Annotated in this window: 14 protein-coding genes; 8 read left to right on the plus strand and 6 right to left on the minus strand. The window is 38.9% G+C overall.

The window, feature by feature from the left end; all coding sequences use genetic code 11:
- Positions 1 to 64: 64 nt before the first annotated feature.
- Positions 65 to 547: a hypothetical protein gene (locus DYI81_RS12765; protein WP_106986377.1), complete on the minus strand. Its 483-nt coding sequence runs from the start codon at positions 545 to 547 to the stop codon at positions 65 to 67.
- A gap of 103 nt (positions 548 to 650) precedes the next feature.
- Between DYI81_RS12765 and DYI81_RS12770 the strand changes: the two genes are divergently transcribed.
- From DYI81_RS12770 to dapC, 6 genes are all read left to right on the plus strand, one after another.
- Positions 651 to 1397, plus strand: coding sequence for an AzlC family ABC transporter permease (locus DYI81_RS12770; RefSeq protein WP_117007733.1), 747 nt, complete (start codon positions 651 to 653; stop codon positions 1395 to 1397).
- Position 1398: 1 nt separating this feature from the next.
- On the plus strand, positions 1399 to 1746 hold the full coding sequence (gene ygaH, locus DYI81_RS12775) for an L-valine transporter subunit YgaH (protein WP_117007734.1): 348 nt from the start codon (positions 1399 to 1401) through the stop codon (positions 1744 to 1746).
- A gap of 119 nt (positions 1747 to 1865) precedes the next feature.
- Positions 1866 to 2483 (plus strand): hypothetical protein, encoded by a 618-nt coding sequence (locus DYI81_RS12780; RefSeq protein ID WP_117007735.1) that lies wholly within the window; start codon positions 1866 to 1868, stop codon positions 2481 to 2483.
- Between the two features lie 165 nt (positions 2484 to 2648).
- On the plus strand, positions 2649 to 3860 hold the full coding sequence (gene purT, locus DYI81_RS12785) for a formate-dependent phosphoribosylglycinamide formyltransferase (RefSeq protein WP_171356361.1): 1212 nt from the start codon (positions 2649 to 2651) through the stop codon (positions 3858 to 3860).
- A 33-nt stretch (positions 3861 to 3893) separates the two neighbouring features.
- Positions 3894 to 6560: a [protein-PII] uridylyltransferase gene (gene glnD / locus DYI81_RS12790; RefSeq protein ID WP_117007736.1), complete on the plus strand. Its 2667-nt coding sequence runs from the start codon at positions 3894 to 3896 to the stop codon at positions 6558 to 6560.
- 24 nt (positions 6561 to 6584) lie between these two features.
- Positions 6585 to 7754, plus strand: coding sequence for a succinyldiaminopimelate transaminase (gene dapC / locus DYI81_RS12795; RefSeq protein ID WP_117007737.1), 1170 nt, complete (start codon positions 6585 to 6587; stop codon positions 7752 to 7754).
- Positions 7755 to 7868: 114 nt separating this feature from the next.
- Here the strand turns inward: dapC and DYI81_RS12800 are convergent, their stop codons facing one another.
- The 4 genes from DYI81_RS12800 to msrB form a co-directional block, all read right to left on the minus strand.
- Positions 7869 to 8315: a TonB C-terminal domain-containing protein gene (locus DYI81_RS12800; RefSeq protein ID WP_117007738.1), complete on the minus strand. Its 447-nt coding sequence runs from the start codon at positions 8313 to 8315 to the stop codon at positions 7869 to 7871.
- Between the two features lie 110 nt (positions 8316 to 8425).
- Entirely contained in the window at positions 8426 to 10285 is a 1860-nt protein-coding gene (locus DYI81_RS12805) for a M48 family metallopeptidase (protein ID WP_117007739.1), read from the minus strand.
- A gap of 251 nt (positions 10286 to 10536) precedes the next feature.
- The gene (locus tag DYI81_RS12810; RefSeq protein ID WP_106986369.1) at positions 10537 to 11019 is read right to left on the minus strand and encodes a glutathione peroxidase; all 483 of its coding nucleotides are present in this window, start codon (positions 11017 to 11019) and stop codon (positions 10537 to 10539) included.
- Complete coding sequence (gene msrB, locus DYI81_RS12815) at positions 11016 to 11435, minus strand: peptide-methionine (R)-S-oxide reductase MsrB (protein ID WP_117007740.1); 420 nt, start codon at positions 11433 to 11435, stop codon at positions 11016 to 11018. The genes DYI81_RS12810 and msrB overlap by 4 nt, the downstream gene beginning before the upstream one ends.
- A 228-nt stretch (positions 11436 to 11663) precedes the next feature.
- On the opposite strand from msrB, the gene DYI81_RS12820 reads away from it, so the two are divergent.
- Positions 11664 to 13094, plus strand: a complete 1431-nt coding sequence (locus DYI81_RS12820) for a pyridoxal phosphate-dependent aminotransferase (protein WP_106986367.1) — start codon at positions 11664 to 11666, stop codon at positions 13092 to 13094.
- Positions 13095 to 13336: 242 nt separating this feature from the next.
- The gene (locus DYI81_RS12825; RefSeq protein WP_106986366.1) at positions 13337 to 14131 is read left to right on the plus strand and encodes an rRNA large subunit pseudouridine synthase E; all 795 of its coding nucleotides are present in this window, start codon (positions 13337 to 13339) and stop codon (positions 14129 to 14131) included.
- 53 nt (positions 14132 to 14184) lie between these two features.
- Here DYI81_RS12825 and DYI81_RS12830 read toward each other — a convergent pair whose 3' ends face one another.
- On the minus strand, positions 14185 to 15168 hold the full coding sequence (locus tag DYI81_RS12830; protein WP_117007741.1) for an AbaSI family restriction endonuclease: 984 nt from the start codon (positions 15166 to 15168) through the stop codon (positions 14185 to 14187).
- Between the last annotated feature and the right edge of the window lie 9 nt (positions 15169 to 15177).

Raw genomic sequence — 15177 nt, forward strand, 5'->3', positions numbered from 1 at the left:
AAAAAAAAGCCGTAAAAATAAATTTACGGCTTTTTAACCATTGTATTCTGAGGCTCAATCAAGCTTAGACTCCAATTTTCTTTGGATCTGTATTGCCTAAATTAGGATTATCAATTGCACCCTGACACTGCTTTTTATCGCGTTCATAGTCAGCTTGCTTTTGTGCTACATCACTCGAACTTTCAAGCACTTCGCGCGCCCAAATATCTAAACTTGTGAGTGCTTTTCGGCATAAGGCATATTTGCCTTCTGTCACAGAATCAGTCATTTTGACATTAATGCGCCAGTCCGTACTCAATTTCCGCGCAGGCTTACGTACTTGCCCATCAAGCTCTGCAATTTTCTTTTCATAAACCAAGTGATCCACTTGATTAATCAGTTTCCATGCCTCATTGGCATATACTGTTGCATCATTCGTCAGTTTTGGTGCAGGCTTAATCACCACTTTTTCTTCAGCCTGATCTGAACTATTGCCACATGCTTGCAACATCCATACGCTGCACAGCAAAATAGTTGTTTTAAAAACAACTGACTTGAAGCTAAACATAGCGAATTCACTTATCCAAACATTTCGGCACTATGCTAGTAAATTCAGGTACAATACTCAACGTCGTTTTGACCCTTTGTTTAACCTCCCGCTAAGGTGTGTCGTGTCTGAGCACAAAACTCCTCCTATAAAAGTAGCTGGTTTTTGGCAAGGTGCCAAAGATAGCCAAGCCATTATCTTTACTTATCTTCCTGTTTCTTTTGCATTTGGTGTATCTGCTACTCAATTCGGCTTTAGTGCTTGGGAAGCATTGTTTCTCTCATGCTCTATGTATGCAGGTGCCAGTCAATTTTTAGTTGTCGCCTTACTTGGAAGTGGCACCTCGATTTGGATGACTGCACTTACCGTCATAGCACTTGATATTCGACATTTACTTTATGGCCCAGCCCTACAAAACCTCATTCAAGACCGCCTTAACCTCAAAAAAACAGCCGTCTGGGCATGGGGTCTTACAGACGAAGTTTTTGCCTCTGGCATGATCAAATTGTCTCAGCGTCGCCAAGAATGGTCTGAGTCTTGGATGCTTGGCCTCAGTTTATTTAGTTGGATGTCTTGGGCACTCGGTTCTTTTTTAGGTGGCTTATTTGCAGATCAGGTCAGCAACCTACCGCAATTTTTACAAGCGGCCCTCGATTTCTTATTACCTGCGCTTTTTCTGAGTTTCTTGTTGGCTGCTTTTGAGCGTAAACATACTTTCGTGGTTGCTGTAACCGTTGTTGTATCTGCTGTTGCGTGTTATATGATTGATTTATCAGCAGCTATTTTCATTGGTATATCTTCGGGCATATTGGCAGGTTTGTTTAAGCATTATGTCTTAAAAAAAACAGACCCAGAACACAAAGAGGCCTAATATGAACTTAGAAATTATTTTGGTCGGCATTGTGGTTGGTATTGCTAACTTTGCATCTCGCTTTGGACCATTTTATTTTATCCAGAAATTCCAAAAGGATTCGCAAAAGCGAGGCTCACTTTGGCTCAAAATTGCATTAGGTGCGATTGGGATTTCAGCCATTAGCTCCATGCTCGTGGTCGCAACATTGCCTCCATTACTTGAAACCCCAGACAAAAGCGTTGCGATGCTGGCAGGATTTATTGTACTTGCTGGGCTTTATTTCAAATTTAAGCAAATTGTACCAGCAACTTTAACTGCAGCTCTCACCTATGGTTTGGTCTATACCTACGTACCGTTTCATTTCTAAATTTTAGTTATTTGCTCGGGCACCCTAATTTATGCGTAGGTAGTTCCTGCTTACGCTTTTTTATATTGTTAAAATATGCAATCATCTAAATACTAGAAAAACTTAGATAAAGCAAATACATGCCGAAATACGAATACATTGAAGGCAAAATTTTTATTCATTCCAGATACTCAGGCACAATCAACTGGGGATTACATCAACCTGTCGACAGTATTGCTTTTAACTGCTTTATACAAAATCAAAATTTCAATGGAAATTTCTGTGGCTTACACTGCAACCCAGCAGATCAAATTCGCGCAATTTACATTGAAGTGAATCAGAAAAAAATCATTATTGGTTTATATAACACCACCCAGCGCATCTTACATTTACACCCTAAGCGGAAGATATATCCTCGACTTTCTTGGCCAAAATTAGGGATTAGCTTTATACAAATCATCTGCTTTCTGCTTTGTTTCCTATTTTGTGTATTTATCTTGACTGCGTGGCAAAATGGTTCATTTGATTTTTTTAGCATAATGAACGATGTCTTTTATTTCACAGCAATCTTAGCTTCAGCAATTATCATTTTAACTGCATGTACCACGCCTATACTTTACCTACTGTATTGGCCAAACTTTCGTGAAACGTCGCGTCAATTACAGCAATTACAACTCACGTATGAAACTATTCAGTCACTCACTCCACTGCCATTGGAAGCGGGCGTATTCAAACAACAGGCCTTAAAAATTCGATAAATTCCAATAATTTAAAATACAGCTTTTGCTCATTTGAAATTAGGCTTTATAGCAAACCTACAGCTTATAAATAAAATTGTTGGACAATATCATTTATTTATGTGAACACGCGCTTAACTGCTTATTTAGTTCTGCTATGCTAAAAGCCCATAAAATCAAGCATGGATGATTTACATGAGCGTGACTATTGGCACTCCACTTCAATCTTCAGCGTTTAAAGTTTTACTTTTAGGCTCAGGCGAATTAGGTAAAGAAGTGGTGATTTCACTGCAACGACTTGGCGTGGAAGTCCATGCTGCTGATCGTTACGACCATGCTCCTGCTATGCAAGTTGCACACTATTCACATACGCTCAACATGGCAGACCCTACCGAATTAAAACAATTAATAGAAAGCGTAAAACCAAACTTAGTTATTCCAGAAATTGAAGCCATTGCAACACAAGTTTTAGTTGAATTAGAACAAACAGGTACACATATTATTCCTTCGGCAAAAGCCGTTAACCTCACCATGAACCGAGAAGGTATCCGTCGCCTTGCAGCAGAAGAGCTTGGTTTACCTACTTCTGCTTATCGATTTGCAAATACACTTGAGTCTTTCCGTGCAGCCTGTGATGACATCGGCTATCCAAATTTTGTTAAGCCAGTCATGTCATCATCAGGTAAAGGACAGTCGCGCGTTAAAAGTTTTGAAGAAGTTGATGCTGCTTGGGAATACGCTCAAACTGGTGGTCGCGTAAATCAAGGTACAGTCATTGTTGAATCACAAATTGATTTTGACTTTGAAATCACTTTACTGACTGTACGCTCAAAACATCCCGAAACAGGTGAAATTGAAACATCATACTGCGACCCAATTGGACACCGCCAAGACTCAGGCGATTACGTCGAAAGTTGGCAACCACAAATCATGACAGCTGTCGCACTCGAAGAAGCCAAACGTATTGCACACAAAGTCACTGTCGCATTAGGTGGTTGTGGCATCTTTGGCGTGGAACTGTTTGTCAAAGGCGATAAAGTATGGTTTAGTGAAGTATCTCCTCGCCCGCATGACACTGGCCTTGTTACATTGGCATCTCAGTTCCAAAGTGAATTTGAGTTACATGCACGTGCCATTTTAGGACTACCTGTAAATACTGCACGACATAGCACAGCAGCCAGCGCTGTTATTTATGCGGGTGTTGATGATACTAATTTGTCATTTTCTGGCTTAAATCTTGCTTTGGCAAACCCGAATACCGATTTGCGCTTATTTGGTAAACCAGAAGGCTTTAAGCGTCGTCGCATGGGTGTAGCCACTGCGCGTGCTGAAACGACTGACCAAGCACGTGAACTCGCGACCCAAACTGCACAACTCATTAGTGTTCATCAAAATTAAGTTAGTCATACACATTTAAACGGACCCTTGTTCATGATCAATACTCTTCCATTGCTGGATTATGCTCAAAATAGCCACGACATTAAGGCCATTAACCAATGGCGTACAGATGTTGAAAATCAGCTACAAGAGCGTTTTGAACAAGGGCTGTCGATTCGTGAAATTATTGTTACTCGCTCTAATCTGATTGATGAAGCACTTAAATTTTTATGGCGTCATGCTGAATTAGAACAAAGTCAATTAGGACTTTTTGCGGTAGGTGGCTATGGTCGACGCGAAATGCTTCCTTACTCAGATGTGGATATCATGATCCTCTCTGAGGATGAAATCCCCAAAGAACTCGAAGCACAAATTTCTACGTTTATTTCTTCTCTTTGGGATGTTGGTAACTTTAAGCCAGGCATTAGTGTACGCACGATTGCTGACTGCGTCGCACAAGCGGCAAGTGACCTAACTGTTGCAACTGCATTAATTGAAGCGCGCTTAATTACTGGTAATGAACACCTTGCAAAATGGCCACGTCGTATTGTGTCGCAAACATGGACGGATAAAACCTTCTTTGATGCAAAAATGCAGGAACAAACCAAACGCCACGCACAACACAACAATACCGAAAGCAATTTAGAACCTGATATTAAAAATGCACCCGGTGGTATTCGTGACATCAATCAAATTGGTTGGATTGCAAAACGTCATTTTCGTGTCAACCGTATTTACGACTTAGTCCATTTGGGCTTTATTTCAGAATTTGAACTGGGTGTACTCGAAGAAGCTGAAAGCTTTCTTTGGGAAATTCGCCACCACCTACACCGCTTAACCAAGCGTGACGAAAACCGTCTGTTGTTTGACTATCAACGTGAAATCGCAGCCAAATTTGGCTATCACCGTGAAGAAGACAAATCGCCTAACTACCCAATCGAACAATTCATGAAGCGCTACTACCGTAGTGCACAACAGGTCTCTACGCTGAATGAAATGCTATTGGCGTACTTTAATGAATCTGTCATTACACCGCGCTTGCCAAGTTATGAACGACAAATTGAAGAAATCAATGAGAATTTTAAATTAGTCGATGGCAAACTGGCAGTTCAACATCACAAGATTTTTTCAGAGAATCCAAGTGCAATTTTAGAAATTTTCTATTTACTTGCTAACCGCCCTGAAATTGAAGGTATTCGTGCACGCACATTACGTCTATTAACCTTAGCCGCAAAACGGATTGATCAGTCTTTTCGAGATAATCCTGCGCATCAAGCGCTATTTATGGAGATTATCCGCTCACCGTATCGCTTATATGACACACTTGTAGCTATGAAACGCTATGGTGTTTTGGGCAATTACATCCCTGCTTTTGGCCAAATTATGGGCCTGATGCAATATGATCTCTTCCATATCTATACAGTTGATGCTCACACCCTACTGCTTATTCGTAATTTAAACCGCTTTAAAGAACCTGAATTTGCAAAAGACTTCCCTGTCGTAAGCTCTGTATTCCAACGCCTTGCGCGTCGTGACATTGTGTATTTAGCAGCAATTTTCCACGACATTGCCAAAGGCCGTGGTGGTGACCATAGTGAACTTGGAGCATCGGATGCTATTGCATTCTGTCTAGCACATGGCTTTACTGAGCGTGAAGCAAACTTGGTTGCATGGTTGGTCAAAAACCACCTGCAAATGTCTGTTACTGCACAGAAAAAAGATATTTCTGATCCAGATGTAGTAAAAACCTTTGCCGAAACAATGGGTGATATGGAGCATCTCGATTATCTTTATGCTTTAACCGTTGCAGACATTAATGCAACCAACCCAACGCTTTGGAATACATGGCGCGCTTCACTCATGCGTCAGCTCTACACTCAAGCACGTGATGTAATTCGTTCCGGCATTGGTCGACCAGTCGACTATCAAATGCTGATTGAAGACACCAAGTTTACTGCCAGCGAATTATTGGTTGAAGAATTCTCACTCGATGATGTTGAAAAAGTATGGCAAGAATTGGGCGATGAATATTTTGTCAAAGAATCTGCCAATGAAATTGCATGGCATACCCGTGCTATTTTAAAACATGGTAGCAATCCCGAACCTTTAGTGCTCATGCGTGCACATCGTAAATTCGCGCAAGATGCCGTACAGATCTTTATTTACACTCAAGACCAACCAAACCTATTTGCAACAACGGTTGCAGTGCTTGACCGTATGAATTTAGACGTCCAAGATGCGCGAATTATTACGGCACTGAAGTCATTTAGCTTAGATACGTATGTAGTCCTCGATCGCTTTGGCACCTTACTCACGGACCCAGATCGTGAACATACGGTCATTGATGCCTTAATTAAAGCACTCAGCCAAGCAGATGTTTATCCTGGCCTCATGCAACGTCGTATTCCTCGTCAATTACGCCATTTTGATATTGAAAATACAGTTGCAGTCACCCTTAATGAAGCCTTACAACAAAACATGGTGGAAATTGCGACACTTGACCACCCCGGCTTACTTGCTAAAGTTGGTGGTTTATTTATGATGCAAGGACTAGATATTCATTCTGCACGAATTGCGACTTTAGGCGAACGCGCAGAAGATATTTTCTTTGTGACTAAAAAAGATGGCATCCCCATGAATGCGAACGAAACAGAAACATTTGCAGCGCAGCTCAAAGCAGCGCTCGATGAAGCTTCGAACCAAGTATGTAGTCATCATTAACTTAATTTAACTGGTAAAGGTTTCATGAACTCTAGTTTGTCATTATTACATCCATATCCATTTGAAAAATTGAATAAACTTTTCGCGGATATTCAACCAGCAGCACTGCCTTTAATTCCACTATCTATTGGTGAACCAAAGCACCCTGCACCAGAGTTTGTGAAACAAGCCATTATTAACAACTTTAATCATCTTTCAACCTATCCAAACAGTAAAGGCTTGCCTGAGTTACGCACCAGTATTGCTAACTGGCTAGCACGTCGCTTCAAGTTAAATACTATTAGTGCTGAAAATCATGTACTTCCAGTATCAGGTACACGTGAAGCAATTTTTTCTTTTGTACAAGCGCTCGTAAACCGTGAAGAAGCACCTTATGTAGTGATGCCAAATCCGTTTTACCAAATTTATGAAGGTGCAACCTTACTCGCTGGTGCACAACCGTATTTCATTAACTGCACAGAAGAAAATAACTATTTAGGTAATTTCGATGTTGTGCCTGCGGAAGTCTGGGAAAAAACAGCATTGTTATTCGTCTGCACGCCGGGCAATCCAACTGGCGCAGTACTGTCTAAAGAACAATTTAAAAAGCTCATTGCACTGTCTGATCAATATGGTTTTGTGATTGCTTCTGATGAATGCTATTCAGAGCTTTGGTTTGATGAAGCACCTGTAGGCTTACTTGAAGTTTGTGCTGAAATGGGCCGTGACGACTATAAAAACTGTGTCGTATTCCATTCTCTCTCTAAGCGTTCTAACCTTCCAGGCATGCGCTCAGGTTTTGTGGCTGGTGATGCGGCGTTACTTAAACCTTATTTGCAATATCGTACTTATCACGGCGCTGCAATGCCTGTACAACATCAACTGGCTTCAATTGCAGCCTGGGATGATGAAACACACGTAGAAGAAAACCGTCGTTTGTACCGTGCAAAATTTGAATTATTCCAAAATGAGCTTGGTCATTTACTTCCACTACAAAAGCCAGATGCTGGCTTCTATTACTGGTTAAAAGTCGACAATGATGAAGCTTTTGCCAAAATGCTGATGGAAAAAGCACATATTAAAGTGCTTCCTGGTCGTTATTTATCACGTGATACGGCGCAAGGTAACCCAGGTGAAAACCATGTACGTATGGCGCTGGTTGCTGATATTGCACAATGTGAGCAAGTCATACAACGCTTAAAAGCGATCTTGTAAGTATCAATTAAGCATAAAAAAGCCCCAACTTTGGGGCTTTTTTATTGCCGTCAACACCAGTAATAAACATCTCAAATATGACTAAAACATGGCATTTCAGATTCTGATTTTCTGCTAAAGCGGTGGTGCAATATTAAATTCATGGACTAGACTATAGCGCAGTGTTCTTTCCACCATCGGTAAAGGCTGTAATTTGGCTTGTTGCAAAGCATCATGCACTTTCTGATCTACACGCACAGAACCTGAGGATCGGATGGTTTTAGATTGTAGAATCTGGCCTGATCCCGCCTCCACAATCATTTCCACCTTAATGGGCTGGCGATAGCTCTGATAATCCTCCGCATTCACCCGAAAGGATGGCTGTACCCGCCACGTCACTTCATATTGTCGTTTGGCAATTTTAGGATCAATCACATAAGGTTGAGTATCAACCTTATACTCAGCAACAGGTGTCGTCAGCATTTTTAATAGTTCATCAGTTTGAGTATCCGCAAAAGCAGACCCAGAAAAAATAGCGCTAAAAGAAATCCATACAAAGTGAAATTTATAATGTTGAACCACAATAACCCTCTTATGGATTTAATTTATTATCAGTTTTCAATGCTTAGCCACGCATACCACCACCTTGTTAAACACGCACTAAGCCACTCACTCAATATAAATGAACCCTGCTATCTTTGCAAAATTGCTGAATTAGGCGTTTTTATTATTTTTTTAGACAGTGCCTTCATTTCTGACAAATCAGTACACACTAAAAAAGTTTCACCTGGAAAAGTAATTGTAGATTTGAGCACATTGATGGTTTGAAGTACCAGTTCAGCATCTACTTTATCAAACATACCGTCCTTTAAGCTAAACGCAAAAACAAAGCAAGGCTGTTCATTTAAATACTTAGTCCGCTTTCTTACCAGCCACATTTTTTGAATTGAACTAAATTTTTCTAATTTGCTGAGTAGCTGATTCAACTCATCTTGTGCCAAACCATGCGACATGAACTTGTCATTTGACGAAATCGTCTCACGCTCTTGCGCTGCCTTCATTTCAATTTCAACACGTTGCTCTAGCATCTGTCTAAAATGTGTCGCTTGTGCATGATCCTCTACATCTTCATAGTATTGAATCAATAATTCACAACTTGGAATCGTAAAAAATGCATTCTTATTCATGGCCTGTTGCAGTAAAGTTATGCCTTGTACGTCTTTTCGTATAATCAATTCTTTGGCATACAGATAAATCGCATGCTCATGCACTGGAAAATCTTGATATAACTGTGCCTTCAGTTCAAAAGCACGTTCAGGCTGATAAGCAACATATTCGGTTAATTCGATATAATTTATACGCTCTTCAAAGGTTAAACTGTCCGTCGGCTTTTCAGATAACTGTGCTAAGTAGTCTTTTTGCTCTTTAAATGTTTGGTGATGCTTTTGCCAATCATACTGCACCGATTTTTGCCATGTTTGATCAAACTCAGTGGCTATTTCCAGTCGTTTTTGTCCCAATAAATAATCTGAAGTTTGACCTATTACCGGGTAGTTTACCTTAGCAACTTGACCAATCGACTTTAAACGATCTGATAATGATGGATGTGTATCCTCAAAATTGGTATGCACATTTAAAGAATGATTTAACCAAACGTGCGTATCTTCACTAGAAACCTCATCGGAGAAACGTTGTACATAACCCGTATAAGGCAAAACATTTGGTCGAGATGACGTCTCAGCTTGCTTAAAAATTTTAGGCCAATAATTTTCCGACAAATAAAACCCAATAACATTCACCGTGCTCAGTGTTTCCGCTACGACTTCTGCAGAAGTTAAGTTCACTGATATTTTATCGGCCTCATATTCATTCGCCCGTGCAATCGGAAATGAATATGCCACAAAATAAGGAACAAACCGCTTTAAAAATGGTCGAAAAATAATATCGACATGACTCACCTTTTGCTCAATTTCAGTAAATAATTGTGCCCAGCGGATACGTTGTCTGTAAATCCAATTGGCTGTCCGCGCATGGTTTTTGGATAAATGACCAAATTCATGTGCTAAAACAGCAGTTAACTGTTCAACCTTTAAGGACTGCATCAAAGGCAAACCTATAATTAAATAGTTTTCATACCAGCCAAAGATTCCTAAACGTGGCCGTTGTACCACAGCAGCATTAAAATCATCGGTAATTAATACATGATTAAATTTGACTGCGTTCAACTGCCCACTTAAACGCTCAATAATTTTAAAAAGCTCAGGTGCATCTTTTTCCGAGATTTCAATTCCAGTCGGTGCATCCACCGTAACCCAAAGTGAACGCACCACAACAAATAAAAATACCCCAGCAATCGCAATCAGTTTAATTGCAAAAGCTTTCAAAACTAAAATGGATAAACAGGCAAGGATTAAAAGAACTAAAAGAATGAAAACCCCACACACGATATAAAAATTACCTAAAAGTGCCAGTAACATCACTTTAGTTTGATAGGCTTTTGGATTTTGTCGTAACTCACGTTCTAGTTTTTCAATTAATTTAGGGTCATACATTTATTATTTTCCACAGATTAAATCCATTATTTTTTATCAAAAGCGTGTCTTTTTATACTGCTTATACTGCATCCCTCAGTATAAAAATAAGCCATCTTATGCTCAAAATTTTGATTTCTTTTTTGAATTGATGCTCAGCCAAAGCTGTGTATGTTAGTTCAATCTAAATGCAAATAAAAAGTAACCCATTGGCTACTTTTTTATTTTGCACAATATGCATGACTATTTTCTTTTTAAGCAGATCAAGCTTTTTAACTGGCAAGCGCTTTTTCAATATCTGCTTGTAAGTCTTCTGGCTTGGTCGTTGGCGCATAGCGATTGATGACTTTGCCATCTTTACCAATTAAAAACTTTGTAAAATTCCATTTAATACCACTTCCTAAAATACCTTTAGAATTATTGGTTAAATAACGGAAAATGACATGCGCTTCTGCACCTTTTACATTCACTTTGGCAAACATTGGAAATGAAACGCCGTAGTTTTTTTCACAAAAGCTACCAATTTGCTCATTTGAACCAGGATCTTGGCTACCAAATTGGTTACATGGAAAACCCAATACCAGTAAGCCCTGATCTTTATATTCTTGATAGAGCTTTTCTAGCCCAGAAAATTGTGGTGTAAAGCCACATTTACTGGCTGTATTCACAATCAAAAGCACTTTGCCTTCATAATCGGCAAAAGATTTGTTTTTCCCATCTAATAATTCAGCTTCAAACTGATATATGTTGGTCATGGATAAGTTTCCTCGTCATTTTTTTCTTGTGTTTTTAGGTCTAAGGAAGCCGAATTCACGCAATAACGCAATCCTGTCGGCTCTGGGCCATCAGGAAAAACATGCCCTAAATGTGCGTCACAATGATGACAAACTATTTCAGTTCTGACCATACCGTGCGTCGTATCCAAATGCTCTTCAATAACCACACCATTAACAGGACGTGTAAAGCTTGGCCAGCCACAACCGCTATCAAATTTAGACTCCGATGTAAATAATGGTTCACCACAACAACGGCATACATAGGTGCCTTCTTGCTTGGTATTCCAATATTTACCTGTAAACGCTGGCTCCGTCCCCTTTTGACGTGTAATGCGAAACTCTTCTGGCAACAACTCTCTTTGCCATTCTCGTTCTGTTTTATTGAGTTTTCCCATGATGACGTCCCTTTATATCGTGCTATTTAAAATAGGATAATCCTATATTTACGTCATTCAATGTTAAATTTCTAGTCTTTATTCAACAATTTACAAAATCGATATAATGACCATAAAAGCAAAAAGTAAGCATTTTAAATTAACAAGTAAGCAAATTAAAAAATTAAATGCTTTTTTGTGAGCAAAATAAGTGTTAGGCTTAGCTCTACTCTTGCTCAGGATTAAAAAATGTCGCAAAAAAAGAGCGTAATTTTTAAAAATCTGCTGCCCGTGATTAAACAATATCAGCAGGCTGGGTTTACGCATGAAAAAATTGTTGCTTTACTCAAAGATGAACACCATCTTGACTTAGTAACAACAGAGACATTTAAAAGCTATTTATACCGTTATGCAAAAGTGACCTCCACTCCTTCCGAGACTATAAAAATGCCGAACACTATCAACACCCCACGCGAAATTAAGAAATCGTCTAAGCTTGAGCATGTATGCTACGACATTCGCGGACCAGTGTTACGAGCGGCCAATGAAATGGAAGAAGCTGGCCATAAAATTATTAAACTAAATATTGGTAACCCTGCACCATTTGGCTTTGAAGCGCCACAAGAAATTATTAATGACGTTGCATTAAACTTACCTAATGCGATCGGCTATACCGACTCAAAAGGTATTTTTCCTGCACGTAAAGCAATTTGCCAGTATTACCAACAAAAAGGCATCCTTAACATGCACGTAAATGACGTGTACGTAGGTAATGGTGTATCTGAACTAATTGTTATGGCTATGCAAGGCTTGCTGGATGATGGCGACGAAATGCTCGTGCCAATGCCTGATTACCCACTTTGGACTGCAGCAGTTAACTTATCTGGCGGTACAGCGATTCACTATAAATGTGATGAAGAAAACTTCTGGTATCCAGATATTGCAGATATGGAAAGCAAAATCACACCAAACACCCGTGGTATTGTGATTATTAACCCGAACAACCCGACTGGTGCTGTATATCCACGCCACGTACTTCAACAAATTGTAGATCTTGCTAAAAAATACGATCTCATTTTATTTGCTGATGAAATTTACGACAAAATCGTTTATGACGGCATTGAACACGTTTCTGTAGCTGCTTTAGCAGGTGATCAACTGTGTATCTCATTTAACGGTTTATCTAAATCGTACCGTATTGCAGGTTATCGCTCAGGCTGGATGGCAATTACAGGTGATAAATCGCGTGCGCTAGACTATATTGAAGGTTTAGACATGCTTGCATCTATGCGCCTCTGTGCTAACCATCAAGCACAATATGCGATTCAAACCGCATTAGGTGGCTATCAGTCTATTAACGACTTGATCCGTCCAGGTGGCCGTTTATACGAACAGCGCAACATTGCTTGGGAAATGTTGAATGATATTCCTGGTGTTTCATGCGTGAAACCTGAAGGTGCAATGTACTGCTTCCCGAAATTAGACCCAGAAATTTATCCAATTCAGGATGATGAGAAGTTCATGCTGGACTTCTTAAAAGCAGAGAAAGTTTTATTGGTACAAGGGACTGGTTTTAACTGGCCAACACCGGATCATTTTCGTGTGGTATTCCTCCCTGCCGAAAATGAACTGCGTGAAGCATTAACGCGCTTAAGTCGCTTCTTGGCAAAAATGCGTTAATTCGCTCTTTAAAAAAAACCGCATTCTGTGCGGTTTTTTTTGGCCTAAACGAAACATATCACACCCAAAAAATGCATTTTTAAAAAATATTTGCGGTTATACATTACTTTTAATCCGTCTTCACGCATAATACTCGTATGCAAATTCACTTTATTTGAGATTTATACAAGAAACCTCTATGTTTCTTTTTTCAATAAATCCTCACCAATTTCTAATTCATGTAATTACAGAAGTTATTTTTTATGAAAATCGTCATTCTTAACAAGCCTTATGACGTGCTCTCCCAATTCCGCAAAGACGAAGCTCACATGACGATGTCAGACTTCGTAGATGACCCAACACTGCGTTTGGCGGGTCGTTTGGATATGGACTCTGAAGGCTTAGTATTTTTAACAGACCACGGTGGTTTAAACCAATACATCACCAACCCTGAAAACAAAAAGTTTAAAACTTATTTGGTACAAGTCGATGGTGATGTAACTGAAGAAGCTTTAGAAAAACTTCGCCAAGGTGTTGAATTAAAAGACGGTATGACTTTACCTGCTAAAGCAAGTAAAGTTGAAGAACCTGAATGGTTATGGGAGCGTGATCCTCCTGTACGTTACCGCGCAAATGTACCAACATCTTGGGTTGAAATTTCAATTTGTGAAGGCCGTAACCGCCAAGTTCGTCGTATGACTGCTGCTGTTGGTTTCCCAACTTTACGTTTAATTCGTACTAAAATTGGTTCTATTGACTTAGTTCAAATGGCTTTACAACCAGGCGAAACCAAAGATATCGAGCCTTTATTGTATAAAGACTTTCAAAATGTACCAAAGGAAGAACCTTACCGCTCACGTTCGTACGTGAAAAAGCCTGGCGGTACGGGTGGTAAGCCAATGGTACGTAAGAACAAAGATGGTTCTGTGAAAAAGTCAGGTACTAAACGTATTTGGCAAATGGATGAGAGCGAAAAGCCAAAACGTCGTACCAATGGTACAACACGTCCAAATACCAAAGCGCCACGTGGTAGTCGTAGCCGTAATGGTCGTGGTTAATCCCCTCTGAAATTAAAATAAAAGCTCACAAAAGTGGGCTTTTTAATATTCGATCAATTATCAACATTAAATGTATTGCTCTTTAACTCATATCTTTTTGAAATTCTCTTCCACCGCACACTATCTGAATTCAAAACATCTAATTCATATACTCCATAAAATTGATACACATACCTACCTTTTGGCATCAAATTATTTTTAACAGCTCCAAAAACCAAACGTATTTTTTCTTTTTTGGACCATATATCATTCATTTTTTCTATTTTTTCTTCTATTTTGGTCTTTTCATCAATATATAATCCATCAGACGCAATACTATTACTCCATTGTTCATTTTCAAAAAATTTTGGATACCAAATTTTTATTTTTTTTTCATCATTAAGCCATGTCCCACCTTTTCGCTCTAAATACTTTACTCCAAAACACTCACAGATTTTCTTAGCATTTAGAAATAAAACATTTTCATCTGCATCAAGATACCCCTTTTCAATATAAGTTTTAGGATTAAACTCTTTTTCAATATCCCAATCTTGAAATTTACCCTGACTCTTTAAATCCAATTTTTTATTTTTTAACAATTCAATTATTTTATCAGTTTGTTTATCAATACTTTTTAATGATATGGTTTCCGAAGTTGTTGTATTTCTAAAAACATTGATTCTTTCTATTTCTTGCTTTGTACTATTTACTATATCTGACTGACGTAGCTTATCTTTATCTGTTTGCTTCAAGACTTTTTCTTCAACTTTAAACTCCCCATTTCTTTCTTTGACTTCATTTTTTTCTAAATCAAAATGGTGCCCCTCATCAATCTCAACTAAAACACCTAACTGTGGAAAATAAATATCCACTAAAGCATAATTATATTCCGATAATCTTACATATTGTTGAGTCACAAACTTAATACTGTGATCATTTAATAATGTTAAAATCCTATTAATGACATAAGCTTCATACACTTTGTTTTTAGTTTTATTTAATTGTTTAAAAAAATATTCCGTATACAATTCAGAATTTTGCTCATAACACGATGACATAAATACCCC

Source organism: Acinetobacter sp. SWAC5 (assembly GCF_003419885.1).
In the GTDB taxonomy this organism is placed as follows: domain Bacteria; phylum Pseudomonadota; class Gammaproteobacteria; order Pseudomonadales; family Moraxellaceae; genus Acinetobacter; species Acinetobacter cumulans.

What these genes read in the sequence shown, in the direction of transcription:
- DYI81_RS12765 (WP_106986377.1), bottom strand. Translation starts at nt 547, where the DNA reads ATGTTTAGCTTCAAGTCAGTTGTTTTTAAAACAACTATTTTGCTGTGC.
- ygaH (WP_117007734.1), top strand. Translation starts at nt 1,399, where the DNA reads ATGAACTTAGAAATTATTTTGGTCGGCATTGTGGTTGGTATTGCTAAC.
- DYI81_RS12780 (WP_117007735.1), top strand. Translation starts at nt 1,866, where the DNA reads ATGCCGAAATACGAATACATTGAAGGCAAAATTTTTATTCATTCCAGA.
- purT (WP_171356361.1), top strand. Translation starts at nt 2,649, where the DNA reads ATGATTTACATGAGCGTGACTATTGGCACTCCACTTCAATCTTCAGCG.
- glnD (WP_117007736.1), top strand. Translation starts at nt 3,894, where the DNA reads ATGATCAATACTCTTCCATTGCTGGATTATGCTCAAAATAGCCACGAC.
- dapC (WP_117007737.1), top strand. Translation starts at nt 6,585, where the DNA reads ATGAACTCTAGTTTGTCATTATTACATCCATATCCATTTGAAAAATTG.
- DYI81_RS12805 (WP_117007739.1), bottom strand. Translation starts at nt 10,285, where the DNA reads ATGTATGACCCTAAATTAATTGAAAAACTAGAACGTGAGTTACGACAA.
- DYI81_RS12810 (WP_106986369.1), bottom strand. Translation starts at nt 11,019, where the DNA reads ATGACCAACATATATCAGTTTGAAGCTGAATTATTAGATGGGAAAAAC.
- msrB (WP_117007740.1), bottom strand. Translation starts at nt 11,435, where the DNA reads ATGGGAAAACTCAATAAAACAGAACGAGAATGGCAAAGAGAGTTGTTG.
- DYI81_RS12820 (WP_106986367.1), top strand. Translation starts at nt 11,664, where the DNA reads ATGTCGCAAAAAAAGAGCGTAATTTTTAAAAATCTGCTGCCCGTGATT.
- DYI81_RS12825 (WP_106986366.1), top strand. Translation starts at nt 13,337, where the DNA reads ATGAAAATCGTCATTCTTAACAAGCCTTATGACGTGCTCTCCCAATTC.
- DYI81_RS12830 (WP_117007741.1), bottom strand. Translation starts at nt 15,168, where the DNA reads ATGTCATCGTGTTATGAGCAAAATTCTGAATTGTATACGGAATATTTT.